Here is a 15860-nt window from a genome sequence, read left to right as displayed (position 1 = left end):
AAGCTGCCGCCCATGTCGGAGCCCTGCGCGAGCCAGGCCATGCCGGTGGCGAGCGCCACTGCCGCGCCGCCGGAGGAGCCTGCCGCGGATTTCGAAATATCCCAGGGATTGAGCGTCGCGCCGAACACCTCGTTGAAGGTGTTGGCGCCGGCGCCGAATTCCGGCGTGTTGGATTTTGCGTAGACGACCGCGCCATTGGCTTCGAGATTCTCGACCATGAGGTCGGACTTGGCGGGGATATTGTCCTTGAAGATCGGCGAGCCCTGCGTGTTCAATACGCCCGCAACGTCGGTCAGATCCTTGATCGGCACCGGCAGGCCCGCGAGCAGTCCCCGTGCGCCGGCCGGCTTCCGCATCAGCGCCTTGGCGCTGTCCCGCGCGCGATCGAAGCACAGTATCGGCAGCGCATTGACCTTGCCGTCGACCTCACCGATGCGCTTCTCTACCACATCCAGCAGCTCGAGCGGCGAGACGTCGCCAGACCGCAGCTTGTCGACGACGGTGCATGCGGTTTCGCGGATCAGGTCCTGGGACAATTATTTTACTCCTGTGTCTATTCTTGGTTTGTCATTGCGAGCGCAGCGAAGCAATCCAGACTATTGCCCGCGGATACATTCCAGGATTGCTTCGCTGCGCTCGCAATGCCGAGGCTAGAGTTAACCCCACCCGGCGCTGATGCCACCGTCTACCGTATAGATCACGCCCGACGTATACCCGGCGCGGTCCGACGCCAGGAACGCCATGAGGTCGCCGATCTCGCGCGCATGCGCAGGGCGGCCGAGCGGCAGGCTCTTCTGGAATTCCTTGTAGCGACTCTCGTCGCCGAACTGGTGCTTCGCCCGCGTCTTCAGCAGTGTGACGTGGCGGTCGGTGCCGACGGGGCCGGGATTGATGCCGACCACGCGGATGTTGTCGGCAAGACTCTTGCCGCCGAGCGCGCGCGTGAAGGCCATCAGCGCGGCATTGCCGGCGCTGCCGCAGATGTAGTTGGCATCGAACTTTTCGCCGGCAGCCCCGATGTCGTTGACGATGACGCCGCCGCCTCTGGCTTTCATCTGCGCGTAGATCTGCCGCGTGAGGTTGATGTAGCCGAACACTTTCAATTCCCAGGCGTGGCGCCAGGTCGCCTCGTCGATCTTGTCGATCGAGCCGCCGGGAATGTCGCCGGCGTTGTTGACGAGCACGTCGATGTCGGCGGCTTCGCTGGCGAGCCGCGCCACGTCCTCGGCCTTGCGCAGATCGACGATGCTCGTTGCGGCATCGATCTGGTGCGCGGAACGCAATAGGTCGGCCAGCGCCTTGAGCTGGTCGCCGCTGCGGGCGGCGAGCAGGAGGTGCGCGCCTTCCTCGGCAAATGCCTCGGCTGCGGCAGCGCCAATGCCCTTGGACGCGCCCGTGATCAGGACACGCTTGCCACGCAGATGCAGATCCATGAGGGGTACTCGCAGAATAGGAACAGGATAAAATCAGTAGGCGCTTGGCCGCGCCATGGTCAACATTGCAGTGCAGCGTTGCACTGCCGACGCGTTTGGTCCATTGCAGTGCGGTCAAAAGGCGGCGGCTGCCGGACCAACCAAGGACGTTCTCGATGAGCAAGAAACCATACCGGATCGCGGTCATTCCCGGCGACGGCATCGGCAAGGAAGTGATGCCCGAAGGCCTGCGCGTCCTGGAGGCTGCGGCGAAGAAGCATGGGGTCGCCGTGCATTTCGACCATTTCGACTTCTCGTCATGGGACTATTACGAGAAGCACGGCCAGATGATGCCGGACGATTGGAAGGACAAAATCGGCAAGCACGATGCGATCTATTTCGGCGCGGTCGGCTGGCCGGCCAAGATTCCGGACCACGTCTCGCTGTGGGGCTCGCTGATCAAGTTTCGCCGCGAGTTCGACCAATATGTGAACCTGCGCCCGGTGAGGCTGATGCCCGGCGTGCCGTCGCCGCTGGCGGGCCGCAAGCCTGGCGATATCGATTTCTGGGTGGTGCGCGAGAACACGGAAGGCGAATATTCCTCCGTCGGCGGCCGCATGTTCCCGGACACCGAGCGCGAGTTCGTGACGCAGCAGACCGTGATGACCCGCACCGGCGTCGATCGCATCCTGAAGTTCGCCTTCGAGCTCGCCCAGTCGCGGCCGAAGAAGCATTTGACCTCGGCGACCAAGTCGAACGGCATCTCCATCACCATGCCCTATTGGGACGAGCGCGTGGAGGCGATGGCCAAGAAGTTTCCGGGCGTGAAGTGGGACAAGTACCACATCGACATTTTGACGGCGAACTTCGTGCTGCATCCGGACTGGTTCGACGTCGTGGTCGGCTCGAATCTGTTCGGCGACATCCTCTCCGATCTCGGCCCGGCCTGCACCGGCACCATCGGCATCGCGCCGTCTGGCAACATCAATCCCGAGGGCGATTTCCCCTCGGTGTTCGAGCCGGTGCACGGCTCGGCGCCCGATATCGCTGGCCAGGGTATCGCCAACCCGATCGGCGCGATCTGGTCGGGTGCGATGATGCTCGAGCATCTCGGCGAAAAGGAAGCCGGCAAGTCGATTGTCGATGCGATCGAGCGCACGCTCGCCGAACGCACGCTGCGCACCAAGGACCTCGGCGGCAACGCTGACACCACGGCTTGCGGCAAGGCGGTTGCGGATATGGTGGATTGACGCCAGAATCGGTAAGGTGGGTTAGCGCAGCGTAACCCACCTTTTTTGTCCCCGTGAAGAAGGCGGTGGGTTACGCCTGCGGCTAACCCACCCTACGATTTCTGTTTCAATTGACACAGCGGATCGCTAGCCCGCGATCTTCTCGATTGCTGCCTGATCCAGCCCGAACTTCTTCCCGGCCTCCAGGATCTCCTGCCACGTGGTCGGATCGACCGGAATGCCTTCGGCGAGGCGCTTCTTCCTGGTTTCGCGTTCGGGTTCGCCCGCGATCTTGACCTTGTCGATGCCGGGGGCAGGCGGCGAGCCGGTGTGCCAGGCGACGAAGCTCTCGGCCTCGCGCGCGAGGTTTTCGCCGGTGCCGAGCTTGCTCGGGTCGATGACGATCGAGAGCATTCCGTTGAGGACGTTGTACTTGCCGTCGGAGGGGCCCTTCACCACCTGCCCGCCGGAGAGCGCGCCGCCGAGGATTTCGCACACCAGCGCGAGCCCCGAACCCTTGTGCTCGCCGAACGGCAGGATGGCGCCATACGGCGGGATCACAGTGTAGCGCGGATTGGTGGTGGGCTTGCCCTCATTGTCGATGATGGTGCCGCCCTCAAGCTCGACGCCCTTGTTGTGGGCGACGCGGGTCTTGCCCTGCGCGATCCTGCTGGTGGCGAAGTCGAGCACGATCGGGTCCTTGCCCCTGCGCGGGATGCCGACGCAGAACGGGTTGGTGCCGTGGCGTGCGTCGCTGCCGCCCCAGGGCGCCACGATCGGGCGCGAGATCACATTGACGAAGTGGATCGAGACCAGCCCGTGATCGATGCACTGCTCGGCCCAGTGGCCGATGCGGCCGATATGGTGCGAGTTGGAAAGGCCGACGAGGCAAACGCCATTTTTCTTGGCGCGCTCGGCCGCGAGCTCCATCGCTTCATGGCCGATCACCTGGCCGTAGCCGGTGAGGCCGTCGAGGGTGAGGAGCGGCCCGGTGTCGAGCACGATCTTGACGTGCTGATTCACGGCGAGCCCGCCGTTGGTGACGCTCTGGACATAGCGCGGGATCATGCCGACGCCGTGGGAGTCGTGGCCTTTGAGATTGGCCTCGACGAGATTGGTGGACACGAGCTCGGCCTCGCGGTCCGAGGAACCGCCGGCCTTGACGATGGCGCGGATGGCGTTGGTGAGCGGCTCTGCGTTGATGGTGCGATAGTCGGCCATTGCTGTTGCTCTTATTCCTTCGCGATTTGGCGGGGAGCGTGGGGTGGGTTAGGCGAAGCCGTAACCCACCGCTTCTGCTTCCGCGGAAATTAAAGAGATGGGTCACGCCCTGCAGGTGCGCTTCGCGCCTCTGCAGAGCTAACCCACCCTACGATTTCACGATCCGGCGGCAGTGAACCCATGCCGCTTCGATCAGGTTCTCGCTGGCCTCCGGCGTCCGGAACGCCGAGTGCGCCGACAGCGTCACGTTCGGGATCTTCGTCAGCGGATGATCGCCGGGCAGGGGCTCGGTGTTGAACACGTCGAGACCGGCATGGCGGATGTGGCCCGACGTCAGCGCGTCGATCATCGCCGCTTCGTCGACGATCGCGGCACGGGCGGTATTGACGAGGATGACACCGCGCTTCATCGCCAATATCTTCTCGCGCGTGATCATGCCGCGCGTCTCGTCGTTGAGCAGCAGATGCAGCGAAACGACGTCGCTTCTGGCCAGCACCGTATCGAGATCGGTGAACTCCACGCCTGGATAGCTCTTCGGCGAGCGGTTCCAGGCGATCACCTTCATGCCGCTGCCCGACGCGATGCGCGCAACCTCGGCTGCGATGCCGCCGAACCCGATCAGGCCGAGCGTCTTGCCGGTGAGCTGCATGCCGTCCTCGCGCAGCCAATTGCCGCCGCGCATTTCGCGGTCCATCATCGCGATGACGCGGGCCGAGGCCCACATCAGCGCGATCGCGGATTCGGCGACCGCCGTGTCGCCATAGCCCTTGATCAGATGCACGGAGATGCCGAGCTGGCTGAGCTCCTCCGGATTCATGTAGCTGCGCGCGCCGGTGCCGAGGAATACGACGTGCTTCAGCCCGGTGCACTTCTTCGCGACCTCGGTCGGCAGCGCGGTGTGGTCGACGATCGCGATCTCGGCCCCATCGAGAATCTCGGGATATTGGTCCGGCTTGATGTCGGGATTCCGGTTGATCCGCACCTTGGGATCGCCGGGCTGCTCCAGCCGCTCCATGATCACGGCCAGCGATTCATTGGCGTCGACGAATACTCCGCGCATGGCTCTCTCCGGTCAGGACGCGACGCCGGCGATCGCCAGCACGGTGTGCATGAGAACGTTGGTGCCTGCAGCGCAATCCGGCTGCGTCGCGTCCTCCAGCTCGTTATGGCTGATGCCGTCCTTGCAGGGCACGAACACCATCGCGGCAGGCATGATGGTGTTGAGGTTGCAGGCATCGTGGCCCGCGCCGGAGGTGATGCGGCGAGAGGAATAGCCGAGCGTCTTCGCCGCGTTCTCGACTGCTGAAATGAGCTTGGGATCGAAATGCGTCGGCGGCTTGCGCCAGACCAGATCGATTTTGACCTCGACCTTGCGGCGTGCGGAGATCTCGGCAATCGCGGCGCGCAGATCGCGATCGAGCGCGTCCATGATGGCGCCGTCCGCGCTGCGGCAATCCATGGTGAACGCGATCTCGCCGGGAATGACGTTGCGCGAGGGATTTGCGATGACGGCTTCGCCGATGGTGCCGACGGCGTTCGGTCCGTGCTTCCTGGCAATGGCCTCCATCGCCAGCACGATCTCCGACAATGTCGCCAGCGCATCGCGCCGCAGCGGCATCGGGGTCGAGCCCGCATGGCTCTCGAAGCCGGAGATCTTGCCGTCATACCACAGCACGCCTTGGCCGGAATCGACCACGCCGATGGTCTTGCCTTCGGCCTCCAAAATTGGGCCCTGCTCGATATGCAGCTCGACGAAGCAGCCGAGCTTCTGGAAGCCGACGGGCTTGTCGCCGCGATAGCCGATGCTGTCGAGCGCCTGCCCGACGGTCGTGCCCTCGGCGTCCTTGCGCGACAAAATGTCGTCGGTGGTGAAGTCGCCGACGTAAGCCGCGGAAGCCATCATCGCGGGTGCGAAGCGCGAGCCTTCCTCGTTGGTCCAGTTGACGACGCAGATCGGCGCTTCAGTTTCGATACCGGCATCGTTCAGCGTGCGGATCACCTCCAGCGCGCCGAGCGTTCCCAGGATGCCGTCATACTTGCCGCCGGTCGGCTGCGTGTCGAGATGCGAGCCGATGCCGATGGGCGGCTTCGACATGTCGCGGCCCTTGCGCAGGCCGAACTGCGATCCGAGCGCGTCGACGTGGACTTCGAGCCCGGCGTCTTCGCAGGCCTTGCGGAACCAGTCGCGCACCTGCTTGTCTTCGTTGCTCAGTGTCAGCCGCCGCACGCCGCCTTTGGCTGTCGCACCGAATTGTGCGGTCTCGTGGATCGAGCCCCAGAGGCGGGCGGAATCGATTTGCAGATTGGTGGCGGCTCGGCTCATGCGTCTCTTCCATCGATCGCCGTCATTCCGGGGCGCCCGCAGGGCGAACCCGGAATCTCGAGATTCCGGGTTCTCGCTGCGCGAGCCCCGGAATGACGGTAGAAAATCCGGCGCCTGTTTCAATGACGCGCCAGCGCGGGCGCGTCAACCGCGAGGCTGCTCTGCGCAATCTGCCGAGCCAGCTCGGCGACGCGCTCCACGGCGACGACGTCGGGCGAGGCGAGCCAGCTCGCGGTGAAGGTCAGCGGTGCGATCGCAAGATCGGTGTCGAGCAGTTGCAGCCGCCCGTCGGCGAGCTCGTTCTCCACAATGGCGTCGGGGATCACGGCGACGCCGAGCCCTTCCACCGCCATGTGGATCACGGTCGCAAGCGAGGCGGAGGCGTGCAGCCGGATTGGCGGCAGCTCGGGGCGGTCGAATACCTCGCGCACGACCTCGTAAGGCTTGGTCTTGCGCGGGAAGGTGATGATCGGAAACCGCGCAAGCTCCGCCGGCGTCACCGGGCCATTGCCAAGGCCAAGCGAGGGACTTGCGAGGAAGCCGATTGGATAATCGGCAAGCACGCGATTGTGCACGCCGGAAGCGGACAGAGGGCCGACGACGAAGGCAAGCTCGATCTCCTGTGCGAGCAGGCGCGCAGTGAGGTTCGGCGTGATATCGACTTCGATCTCCAGCGACAGGTTCGGATAGACCTCGTTCACACTCTTCACCAAGCGCGGCAGCCAGGTGTGCACGATGGTCTCGGCGACGCCGAGCCGCATCACGCCGCGCATCGCCGAGCGGTCGCCGATCTCCGCCATCATCTGAGCACGCAGGCCGATCAGCTTCTCCGCATAGACCATCATCTGCCGGCCGCTCGGGGTCGGTGAGGCCACGCGATGATCGCGGTTGAGGAGCTTCACGCCCATCTCGCGCTCGAGCTGGGCGATGCGCTGGGAGATCGCCGGCTGGGTCGTGTTGAGCCGTTGGGCGGCGCCGCGGAAGCTGCCGAGCTTCACAACCCAGAGGAATGTCTCGATCGACCTGAAGTCCAACATTGGAAGGATTTTCCCATCGATAAAAGATATTTATCGAGATTGATTAGAAACGACGATTAGACTTTATAGCACGCTTGGTGTTGGCTTGTCCTTGTCGAGTTTATAGGCAGGTCGATTACATGACTGTTTTGGTGGCAGCGCAGCAAACTGAAACGCCCGACGCCCTTCCGAGCCGCAAGGCCCGGCTCGCCTATCGCGAGGGGCTGGTCGCCTCCACTGCCGGCGTCGCCCCCGGTTTCGTCCAGGGCAATCTGGCGATCCTGCCTGCGGAATATGCCGGCGCCTTTCACCGCTTCTGCCAGCTCAACCCGAAGCCGTGCCCGATCATCGGCATGTCCGATGTCGGCAGTCCGTTCATCCCCTCGCTCGGCGCCGACCTCGATATTCGCACCGACGTGCCGCGCTACCGCGTCTGGCGCGACGGCGAGGTCGTGGACGAGCCGACCGACGTGACGAAGCATTGGCGCGACGATCTCGTCACCTTCGTGCTCGGTTGCTCCTTCTCGTTCGAAGAGGCGCTGCTCGACGAGGGCATGCCGATCCGCCACATCGAGAAGAACGTGCGCGTGCCGATGTATCGCACCAACATCGCCTGCGGCGAGGCGGGGCCGTTCGCCGGTCCCATGGTGGTGTCGATGCGCCCGTTCAAGCCGGCGGACGCGATCCGTGCGGTGCAGATCACCTCGCGCTACCCGGCCGTGCACGGCGCGCCCGTGCATCTCGGCCATCCGCATCTGATCGGCATCAAGGATATCGCCAAGCCCGACTATGGCGATCCGGTGCCCGTCGCCGACGACGAGATTCCGGTGTTCTGGGCCTGCGGCGTGACGCCGCAATCGGTGATCAACGCCGCCAAGCTGCCGTTCGCCATCACGCATTCGCCCGGCCTGATGCTGGTGACGGATCTCAAGAACAGGACCATGGCCGTGATTTAGTGGGCAGCGTTTGCTGCTTCTTCGAGCTTTACCGCATTCATCAATCGCTTCATTCGATCAGCCGAAATTCAGTCACAGGGGACTCAGCCATGACGATCACTCGCCGCGACGTATTGTTAGGTGCCACCGCCACCGCTGCGCTGGTGCCGCTCGCTGCACGCGCACAGACTTCGGAAGTCGTGATCGGCGTGATCTATCCGTTCTCCGGCGGCAGCGCACAGCAGGGCGTCGATGCGCAGAAGGCCTATGAGACCGCGCTCGAGGTCATCAACAAGGACACCGATTTCGACTTGCCGCTGGGCAAGGGCGAGGGCCTGCCGGGCCTCGGCGGCGCCAAGGTCCGCCTCGTATTCGCCGACCACCAGGCCGATCCGCAGAAGGGCCGCGCCGAGGCCGAGCGCCTGATCACGCAGGAGAAGGTCAGCGCCATCATCGGCACCTATCAGAGCGCGGTCGCCGTGACCGTCAGCCAGATCTGCGAACGCTACCAGGTCCCGTTCGTCTCCGCCGACAATTCCTCGCCGAGCCTGCATCGCCGCGGCCTGAAATATTACTTCCGCGCCGCCCCGCATGACGAGATGTACTCGGCCGCAATGTTCGACTTCTTCGATGCCTTGAAGAAGAAGGGCACCAAGATCGAGACGCTGTCGCTGTTCCACGAGGACACCATCTTCGGAACCGATTCCGGCAACGCCCAGGCCAAGATCGCCGGCGAGCGCGGCTACAAGATCGTCACCGACATCAAGTATCGCGCCAACTCGCCCTCGCTCTCGGCCGAGGTGCAGCAGCTCAAGTCTGCGAATGCCGACGTGCTGATGCCCTCGAGCTACACCACCGACGGCATCCTGCTGGTCAAGACCATGGCCGAGCTCGGCTACAAGCCGAACGCGATCGTGGCGCAGGACGCGGGCTTCTCCGAGAAGGCGCTCTATGATGCCGTCGGCGACAAGCTCGAGGGCGTGATCTCGCGCGGCACCTTCTCGCTCGACCTCGCGCAGAAGCGCCCGATGGTCGGCAAGATCAATGACATGTTCAAGACGCGGTCGGGCAAGGACTTCAACGATCTCACCTCGCGCCAGTTCATGGGCCTGATCATCCTCGCCGACGCCATCAGCCGCGCCAAGTCGACCGACGGCGAGAAGATCCGCGATGCGCTGGCGGCGACCGACATCCCGGGCGAGCAGACCATCATGCCCTGGAAGCGCGTCAAGTTCGACGAGATGGGCCAGAACAACGACGCCGACCCGGTGCTGCTGCAATATGTCGGCGGCAAGTTCGTCACCATCTTCCCGCCGCAGGCCGCGATCGCCGAGGCGATCTGGCCGATGAAGTAAGCGTTTCGGGGAGGGTAGGGGCCGGCGTTGTAGGAAGCAGGCTGCTCCCACACCGTCATTGCGAGGAGCCCGCGACAAAATTGCGAAGTAATTTTGCGCTGGCGACGAAGCATTCCAGACTGCTTCCTTGGCGACATTTCTGGATTGCTTCGCTTCGCTCGCAATGATGGAGCAAATGATGACGCTTCGAACGGGGGACGACTTTTGACAGCCCAAGCCATTATCCAGAGTCTCGCAAGCGGCCTGCTCATGGGCCTGCTCTACGGACTGATCGCGGTCGGCCTCGCGCTGATCTTCGGCCTGATGGACGTCACGAACTTCGCCCATGGCGAGTTCCTGATGATCGCGATGTACCTGTCCTTCTTCCTGTTCGCGTTCTTCGCCATCGACCCCTTGCTGTCGGCGCCATTGGTCGCCGCGGGGCTCTTCATCTTCGGGGCGGTGATCTATCTCTTGATTGTACGCTTCGCCATGCGGGCCAAGGCGAACGCCGGCATGGTGCAGATCTTCACCACCTTCGGCCTTGCCATCGTGATGCGGGGCCTCGCGCAGTTCTTCTTCACGCCGGACTATCGCAGCATTCCGCAGTCCTGGCTCGGCGGTAAAACCATCTCGATTGGCGGGATCTTCCTGCCGGAGCCGCAGCTGGTCGGTGCGCTGGTGTCGATCGCGGCCTTTGCCGGTCTCTACTTCTTCATCCACCGCACCGATTTCGGCCGCGCGATCGAAGCCACCCGCGAAGATCCCGGTGCGGTCGCGCTGGTTGGCATCGACAAGAACCGCGTGTTCGCGTTCGGCTGGGGCCTTGGCGCCGCGCTGGTCGGTCTCGCCGGCGCGATCATGGCGAGCTTCTTCTACATTTATCCCGACGTCGGCGCGTCCTTTGCCCTGATCGCCTATGTCACCGTGGCGCTCGGCGGCTTCGGCAGCGTGTTCGGCGCCTTTGCCGGTGGCATCATCGTCGGCCTCGTCGAAGCCACCACCGCCCTGGTGCTCCCGCCGTCGCTGAAATCGGTCGGCATCTACGCAGTCTATCTGCTGGTGGTCTTCATCCGGCCGCGCGGCCTGTTCGGATCGATATGATGGACAAGGATTTTGCAGCGCGGCGCCGCCGCGACCTCATCATCGCCGCGGTGCTTGCCGCGATCGCCGCACTCACGCCATTGTTCGTGAAGGACGTCGTCGTCCAGAACATCCTGATCCTGACGCTGATGTATGCGGGACTGTCACAGAGCTGGAACATCCTGTCCGGCTATTGCGGGCAGATCTCGCTCGGGCACGCGCTGTATTTCGGCCTGGGTGCCTACACCACCGAGCTGCTGTTCACCAAATTCGGCGTGCTGCCCTGGTTCGGCATGCTGGCGGGCGGCGTGGCGTCGGCACTGATCGCGATGGGCCTCGGTTATCCCTTCTTCCGTCTGCGTGGCCATTACTTCGTGATCGCCACCATCGTCATCGCCGAGATCGGGTTGCTTCTGTTCCATAATTGGGAATGGGCCGGCGCGGCGATGGGCATCACCATTCCGATCCGCGGCGACAGCTGGCTGAAATTCCAATTCCTGCGCACCAAGCTGCCGTATTTCTATTTCGCGCTGGCGCTGTGCTGCCTCGCCTGGTTCGTCACCTGGTGGCTGGAAAACTCCAAATGGGGATTCTGGTGGCGCGCGGTGAAGGACAATCCGGATGCGGCCGAGAGTCTCGGCGTAGACGTGTTCAATTCCAAGATGGGTGCGGCCGCCGTCTCCGCCTTCCTTGTTGCGGTGGGGGGCAGCTTCTATGCCCAGTTCGTCTCCTACATCGATCCCGAAAGCGTCATGGGCTTCCAGTTTTCGCTGCTGATGGCGCTGCCCGCCGTGCTTGGCGGCATCGGGACCCTGTGGGGGCCGGTGTTAGGGGCCGCCATTCTGATCCCGCTGACTGAGCTGACGCGCTTCAAGTTCGGCGGCTCGGGGCGCGGTGTCGATCTCATTGTCTACGGCACGCTGATCGTCCTGATCTCGCTGGCCTTGCCGCGGGGGCTGCTCAGCCTGTTTTCCCGCCCGAAGAAGACGGGAGCCGCAAGATGACCCCGCTCCTTGAAACCCGCGGCGTCTGGCAGCGCTTCGGCGGCCTCGTCGCCAACAGCGACGTCTCGATCTCGGTCGGCCGCGGCGAGATCGTCGGCCTGATCGGCCCGAACGGCGCCGGCAAGTCGACGCTGTTCAACCTAATCGCCGGTGTGCTGCCGCCGACGCAAGGCTCGATCATCTTCGACGGCGAGGATGTCACCAGGATGCCCGCGGCTGCGCGCTGCCAGCGCGGCGTCGGGCGCACCTTCCAGGTCGTCAAGAGCTTCGAGACCATGACGGTGATCGACAACGTCATCGTCGGCGCGCTCGTGCGCAACACCGTGATGCGCGAGGCCCGCCGCAAGGCCCATGAGGTGCTGGAATTCACCGGCCTTGCCGCGCGCGCCGACGTGCTGGCGAGCGATCTTGTGCCGGCCGAGAAGCGCCGCCTCGAAGTCGCCCGTGCGCTCGCGACCGAACCGAAGCTGCTGCTGCTCGACGAAGTCCTCACCGGCCTGACGCCGACCGAGGCGCAGACCGGCGTCGCGCTGGTGCGCAAGGTGCGCGATGCCGGCATCACCGTGTTGATGGTCGAGCATGTCATGGAGATCGTGATGCCGCTGGTCGACCGCGCCATCGTGCTCGACCTCGGCAAGGTGCTGGTCGAGGGTAAACCCGCCGATGTCGTCCGCGATCCCAAGGTGATCAGCGCATATCTGGGAGATCGTCATGCTGTCGGTGCGTGAAGTCACGACCGCCTATCAGGGCCTGGTCGCGATCTCCGCGGTCTCGATCGAAGTCCAGAAGGGCGAGATCGTCTGCGTGGCCGGCGCCAACGGCGCGGGCAAGTCGACGCTGCTCAAATCCATCGCCGGTGCCGAGCGCCCGCGTTCGGGCACGGTGACGTTCGACGGCAAGCGCCTCGACGGCATGGCACAGCATCACATCACCGCGACCGGCATCGCCTATGTCCCAGAGAACCGCCGCCTGTTTCCACGCCTGTCGGTGCGCGACAATCTCCGCCTCGGCAGCTACCTCTACCGAAGCGAGGCAAACCGCGAAGAGCCGCTCGATCTCGTCTTCAAGCTGTTCCCACGTCTCCAAGAACGTTTGGACCAGCGCGCCGAGACGCTCTCTGGCGGCGAGCAGCAGATGCTCGCGATCGGCCGCGCGCTGATGACACGCCCGCGGCTGTTGATGCTGGACGAGCCGTCGCAGGGCATCATGCCGAAGCTCGTCGACGAGATCTTCCAGGCCGTAAAGCTCATCCGCGACTCCGGCATGACCGTGCTGATTGTCGAGCAGCGCATGGCCGAGTGCCTCGAGATCGCCGACCGCGCCTACATCCTGCAAACCGGCCGCGTGCTGATGCAGGGGCCGGCAGCCGAGATCAGGGGTAATCCCGACGTGCGCAAGGCGTATCTGGGGCTGTAACGGCAGGGAAGATTTCGTAGGGTGGGCAAAGCGAGCGTGCCCACGCCTTCCAAAGACGTGGGCACGGCGCTGGCGCGCCTTTGCCCACCCTACGGCATTGTCGCGGTGTGTGTAGCGAGCGCCGTAGCCCGGATGAGCGAAGCGACATCCGGGGCCAGTTTCCCCGCATGCGCTCATGCGGCTACGATCGCAATAGCGAGGGTTGGAGCCGGGCCTAATGCCCGTGCGCCGGCAGCGTCACCCCGAACACCTTCACCAGATCCGTCACCTGCTCCGGCGACAGATACCGCGGGTTCATCCCGCGGAGCAGCAGATACAGCTTCGCCGTCTCCTCCAACTCCTCGGTCGCGAACACCGCGGCTTCCAGCGTGTCGCCGGCGACCACCGGTCCGTGATTGGCGAGCAGCACGGATGAATATGTCCCCGCCAAGCCCTTGATCGCGTCCGCGACCGCGGGATCGCCGGGGCGGTAATAGGGCACTAGCGCGGTGGCGCCACATTTCATCAGGTAATAGGCCGTCATCGGCGGCAGCGCGGCGCGCGGGTCGATCTCGGGCAGCATCGACAGCGCGACCGAATGCGTGGAGTGCAGATGCACGATCGCCCTCGCGCTCCCGCGCGTGTCGTAGAGCGCATTATGCAGCGGAACTTCCTTGGTCGGCGCATCGCCCGAAACCAGCCGGCCCTGATCGTCGAGCCGCGACAGCTTTGCAGGATCGAGGAAGCCGAGGGAGGCATTGGTCGGCGTCACCAGCCAGCCGCCGCCGTCTAGCCTGACGCTGATATTGCCGGAGGATCCCGGTGTCAGCCCGCGCTCGAACAGGGACCGTCCGAACCGGCAGATGTCTTCGCGCAGCCGGGTCTCGTTGCTGTTTTCAGTCCTCATGGCCGTCATGTCCGCTTGTCTCACGCTTTGGCAGCGCGGCCAAGCCGTGATATCGGTTCGCCGAGCCGCCGCAAAGGCCGGCCGTCCGGGAAACGTTCGCAAGGGTCAGTTGCATATGTCCGCCTCCACCTCACAAAATCAGCGCATCGCCGTCATCGGGCTCGGCTCGATGGGATTCGGCATGGCGACCTCGCTGAAGCGCGCCGGCCATGCCGTGACCGGCTGCGACGTTTCGGCGGATGCCGTCGCGCGCTTCGTGAAGGATGGCGGCGCGGGTGCGAAGACCCCGGCCGAAGCGGCCAAGGAGGCCGATATTGTCGTCAGCGTCGTCGTCAATGCGGCGCAGACCGAGACGATCCTGTTCGGCAAGGACGGCGCCGCCGAGACCATGCCCGCAGGCGGCGTCTTCATATCCTCTGCCACCATGGATCCCGACGTGGCACGGCGCCTCGCCAAGCAGCTCGAGGCGACAGGCCGGCACTATCTGGATGCGCCGATCTCCGGTGGGGCGCAGCGCGCTGCACAAGGCGAGCTGACGATCCTGGCCTCCGGCAGTCCCGCCGCGTTTGCCAAAGCACGGCCCGCGCTCGATGCCATGGCGGCAAAGCTCTACGAGCTCGGTGATGCCGCGGGCCAGGGTGCCGCCTTCAAGATGATCAACCAGTTGCTCGCCGGCGTGCACATCGCCGCCGCCAGCGAAGCCATGGCATTCGCGGCCAAGCAGGGCCTCGACATCCGCAAGGTCTACGAGGTGATTACGGCCTCCGCCGGTAATTCCTGGATGTTCGAGAACCGCATGCCGCACGTGCTCGACGGTGATTATACGCCGCGCAGCGCAGTCGAGATTTTTGTGAAGGATCTCGGAATCATCCAGGACATGGCGCGCAGTGCCAGATTTCCGGTGCCAGTGTCGGCCGCAGCACTCCAGATGTTCTTGATGACAGCCGCCGCCGGCATGGGCCGCGACGACGACGCATCGGTGGCGCGGATGTATGCGCAGGTCACCGGCGTCAAGTTGCCCGGCGACAAGTAAGAAGGGACTCCGATGCCGCGTTTTGCCGCCAACCTCTCGATGATGTTCACCGAGGTACCGTTCCTCGATCGCTTTGATGCCGCAGCTCAAGCCGGCTTCACCGCGGTCGAGTTTCTTTTTCCCTACGATCATCCGGCCGAGGCGGTTGGCGAGCGGCTCAAGCGCAACGGCCTGACCCAGGCGCTGTTCAACCTGCCGCCGGGCGACTGGAATGCCGGCGAGAAGGGTTTTGCCGCGCTCCCCTCGCGCTTTTCCGATCTCAAGGCGAGCCTGGAGACGGCGTTGCCCTACGCCAAGGCGACCGGCGTCAAGCGCCTGCATTTGATGGCCGGCATCGCCAACCGCGGTGAACGCGTGGCGATCGAGGCGTTCTACAAGTCGGTGGCGTGGGCCGCGGAATTCTTCGCACCCCACGGCATCGACATCGTGATCGAGCCGATCAACGCCCGCAACGTGCCCGGCTACTTCCTCAACGATTTCGGCTTCGCCCGCGACCTGATCCAGGAGCTGAGGCTTGCGAACCTGAAGCTCCAGTTCGACATCTATCATTGCGGGATCATCCACGGCGACGTCACCATGCGCCTGCGCGAGATGATGCCGATCATCGGCCACGTCCAGATCGCCAGCATCCCCTCGCGCAACGAGCCCGACGGCGAGGAGCTGAACTATCCGTTCCTGTTCACTGAACTCGACCGCCTCGGCTATGCCGGCTTCGTCGGCTGCGAATACAACCCGCGCGGCAAGACCACCGACGGCCTTGCCTGGTTCAAGCCTTACGCTGGAGTGAAGCCGTGACACTTGCGTTGGGCTGCATCGCCGACGATTACACCGGCGCGTCCGATCTCGCCAACACGCTGACGCGCGCGGGCCTGCGCACCGTGCAGACCATCGGCGTGCCCGCGGATGATCTCGCGCTGCCCGAGGTGGACGCCGTCGTGGTGTCGCTGAAGAGCCGCTCGATCGAGGCG

17 protein-coding genes are annotated in these 15860 nt (G+C 64.3%); 10 read left to right on the top strand and 7 right to left on the bottom strand.

Annotation, left to right across the window (positions count from 1 at the left end):
• Together MOV74_RS14060 and MOV74_RS14055 are read right to left on the bottom strand one after the other, a co-directional pair.
• A partial coding sequence (locus tag MOV74_RS14060) for an amidase family protein (RefSeq protein ID WP_246922796.1) occupies positions 1-536 on the bottom strand: 536 nt, incomplete at its 3' end.
• A gap of 120 nt (positions 537-656) precedes the next feature.
• Positions 657-1433, bottom strand: a complete 777-nt coding sequence (locus MOV74_RS14055) for an SDR family oxidoreductase (protein WP_246922793.1) — start codon at positions 1431-1433, stop codon at positions 657-659.
• A gap of 155 nt (positions 1434-1588) precedes the next feature.
• Between MOV74_RS14055 and MOV74_RS14050 the strand changes: the two genes are divergently transcribed.
• A complete protein-coding gene (locus tag MOV74_RS14050; protein WP_246922790.1) occupies positions 1589-2662 on the top strand; it encodes a tartrate dehydrogenase in 1074 nt (357 codons plus the stop codon).
• Positions 2663-2788: 126 nt separating this feature from the next.
• Here the strand turns inward: MOV74_RS14050 and MOV74_RS14045 are convergent, their stop codons facing one another.
• The 4 genes from MOV74_RS14045 to MOV74_RS14030 all read right to left on the bottom strand — a co-directional run bounded on the left by MOV74_RS14045 (position 2789) and on the right by MOV74_RS14030 (position 7222).
• Entirely contained in the window at positions 2789-3862 is a 1074-nt protein-coding gene (locus MOV74_RS14045) for a malate/lactate/ureidoglycolate dehydrogenase (RefSeq protein WP_246922787.1), read from the bottom strand.
• Positions 3863-4010: 148 nt separating this feature from the next.
• The gene (locus MOV74_RS14040) at positions 4011-4922 is read right to left on the bottom strand and encodes an NAD(P)-dependent oxidoreductase (protein ID WP_246922784.1); all 912 of its coding nucleotides are present in this window, start codon (positions 4920-4922) and stop codon (positions 4011-4013) included.
• 12 nt (positions 4923-4934) lie between these two features.
• Positions 4935-6185: a Zn-dependent hydrolase gene (locus MOV74_RS14035; protein ID WP_246922781.1), complete on the bottom strand. Its 1251-nt coding sequence runs from the start codon at positions 6183-6185 to the stop codon at positions 4935-4937.
• A 119-nt stretch (positions 6186-6304) separates the two neighbouring features.
• On the bottom strand, positions 6305-7222 hold the full coding sequence (locus MOV74_RS14030; protein ID WP_246922778.1) for a LysR family transcriptional regulator: 918 nt from the start codon (positions 7220-7222) through the stop codon (positions 6305-6307).
• 119 nt (positions 7223-7341) lie between these two features.
• Between MOV74_RS14030 and MOV74_RS14025 the strand changes: the two genes are divergently transcribed.
• The 6 genes from MOV74_RS14025 (at position 7342) to MOV74_RS14000 (ending at position 12973) form a co-directional block, all read left to right on the top strand.
• Positions 7342-8157 carry a putative hydro-lyase gene (locus MOV74_RS14025; protein ID WP_246922775.1) on the top strand — a complete coding sequence of 272 codons (816 nt, stop codon included), beginning with the start codon at positions 7342-7344 and terminating at the stop codon, positions 8155-8157.
• An 89-nt stretch (positions 8158-8246) separates the two neighbouring features.
• Positions 8247-9491 (top strand): ABC transporter substrate-binding protein, encoded by a 1245-nt coding sequence (locus MOV74_RS14020; protein WP_246922772.1) that lies wholly within the window; start codon positions 8247-8249, stop codon positions 9489-9491.
• A 204-nt stretch (positions 9492-9695) separates the two neighbouring features.
• Positions 9696-10574 carry a branched-chain amino acid ABC transporter permease gene (locus tag MOV74_RS14015; protein WP_258719533.1) on the top strand — a complete coding sequence of 293 codons (879 nt, stop codon included), beginning with the start codon at positions 9696-9698 and terminating at the stop codon, positions 10572-10574.
• Positions 10574-11557 (top strand): branched-chain amino acid ABC transporter permease, encoded by a 984-nt coding sequence (locus MOV74_RS14010; protein ID WP_246922770.1) that lies wholly within the window; start codon positions 10574-10576, stop codon positions 11555-11557. Before MOV74_RS14015 ends, MOV74_RS14010 begins: the two co-directional genes overlap by 1 nt.
• Positions 11554-12285 (top strand): ABC transporter ATP-binding protein, encoded by a 732-nt coding sequence (locus MOV74_RS14005; protein ID WP_246922768.1) that lies wholly within the window; start codon positions 11554-11556, stop codon positions 12283-12285. Before MOV74_RS14010 ends, MOV74_RS14005 begins: the two co-directional genes overlap by 4 nt.
• Positions 12269-12973 carry an ABC transporter ATP-binding protein gene (locus MOV74_RS14000; protein ID WP_246922766.1) on the top strand — a complete coding sequence of 235 codons (705 nt, stop codon included), beginning with the start codon at positions 12269-12271 and terminating at the stop codon, positions 12971-12973. Before MOV74_RS14005 ends, MOV74_RS14000 begins: the two co-directional genes overlap by 17 nt.
• A 214-nt stretch (positions 12974-13187) precedes the next feature.
• Here MOV74_RS14000 and MOV74_RS13995 read toward each other — a convergent pair whose 3' ends face one another.
• Positions 13188-13868, bottom strand: a complete 681-nt coding sequence (locus MOV74_RS13995; RefSeq protein WP_246922763.1) for an aldolase — start codon at positions 13866-13868, stop codon at positions 13188-13190.
• On the opposite strand from MOV74_RS13995, the gene ltnD reads away from it, so the two are divergent.
• The 3 genes from ltnD to MOV74_RS13980 form a co-directional block, all read left to right on the top strand.
• Positions 13816-14892: an L-threonate dehydrogenase gene (gene ltnD, locus MOV74_RS13990; RefSeq protein WP_309486802.1), complete on the top strand. Its 1077-nt coding sequence runs from the start codon at positions 13816-13818 to the stop codon at positions 14890-14892. The genes MOV74_RS13995 and ltnD overlap by 53 nt on opposite strands.
• 12 nt (positions 14893-14904) lie before the next feature.
• On the top strand, positions 14905-15687 hold the full coding sequence (gene otnI, locus MOV74_RS13985) for a 2-oxo-tetronate isomerase (RefSeq protein ID WP_246922759.1): 783 nt from the start codon (positions 14905-14907) through the stop codon (positions 15685-15687).
• Positions 15684-15860, top strand: a 177-nt coding sequence (locus tag MOV74_RS13980) for a four-carbon acid sugar kinase family protein (RefSeq protein ID WP_246922798.1), incomplete at its 3' end; no start/stop codon positions are given. The genes otnI and MOV74_RS13980, both read left to right, overlap by 4 nt.

Source organism: Bradyrhizobium sp. SHOUNA76 (genome assembly GCF_023006445.1).
In the GTDB taxonomy this organism is placed as follows: domain Bacteria; phylum Pseudomonadota; class Alphaproteobacteria; order Rhizobiales; family Xanthobacteraceae; genus Bradyrhizobium.
The sequence above is the reverse complement of the archived record's forward strand: the minus strand, read 5'-3'. Positions and strand labels throughout refer to the sequence as shown.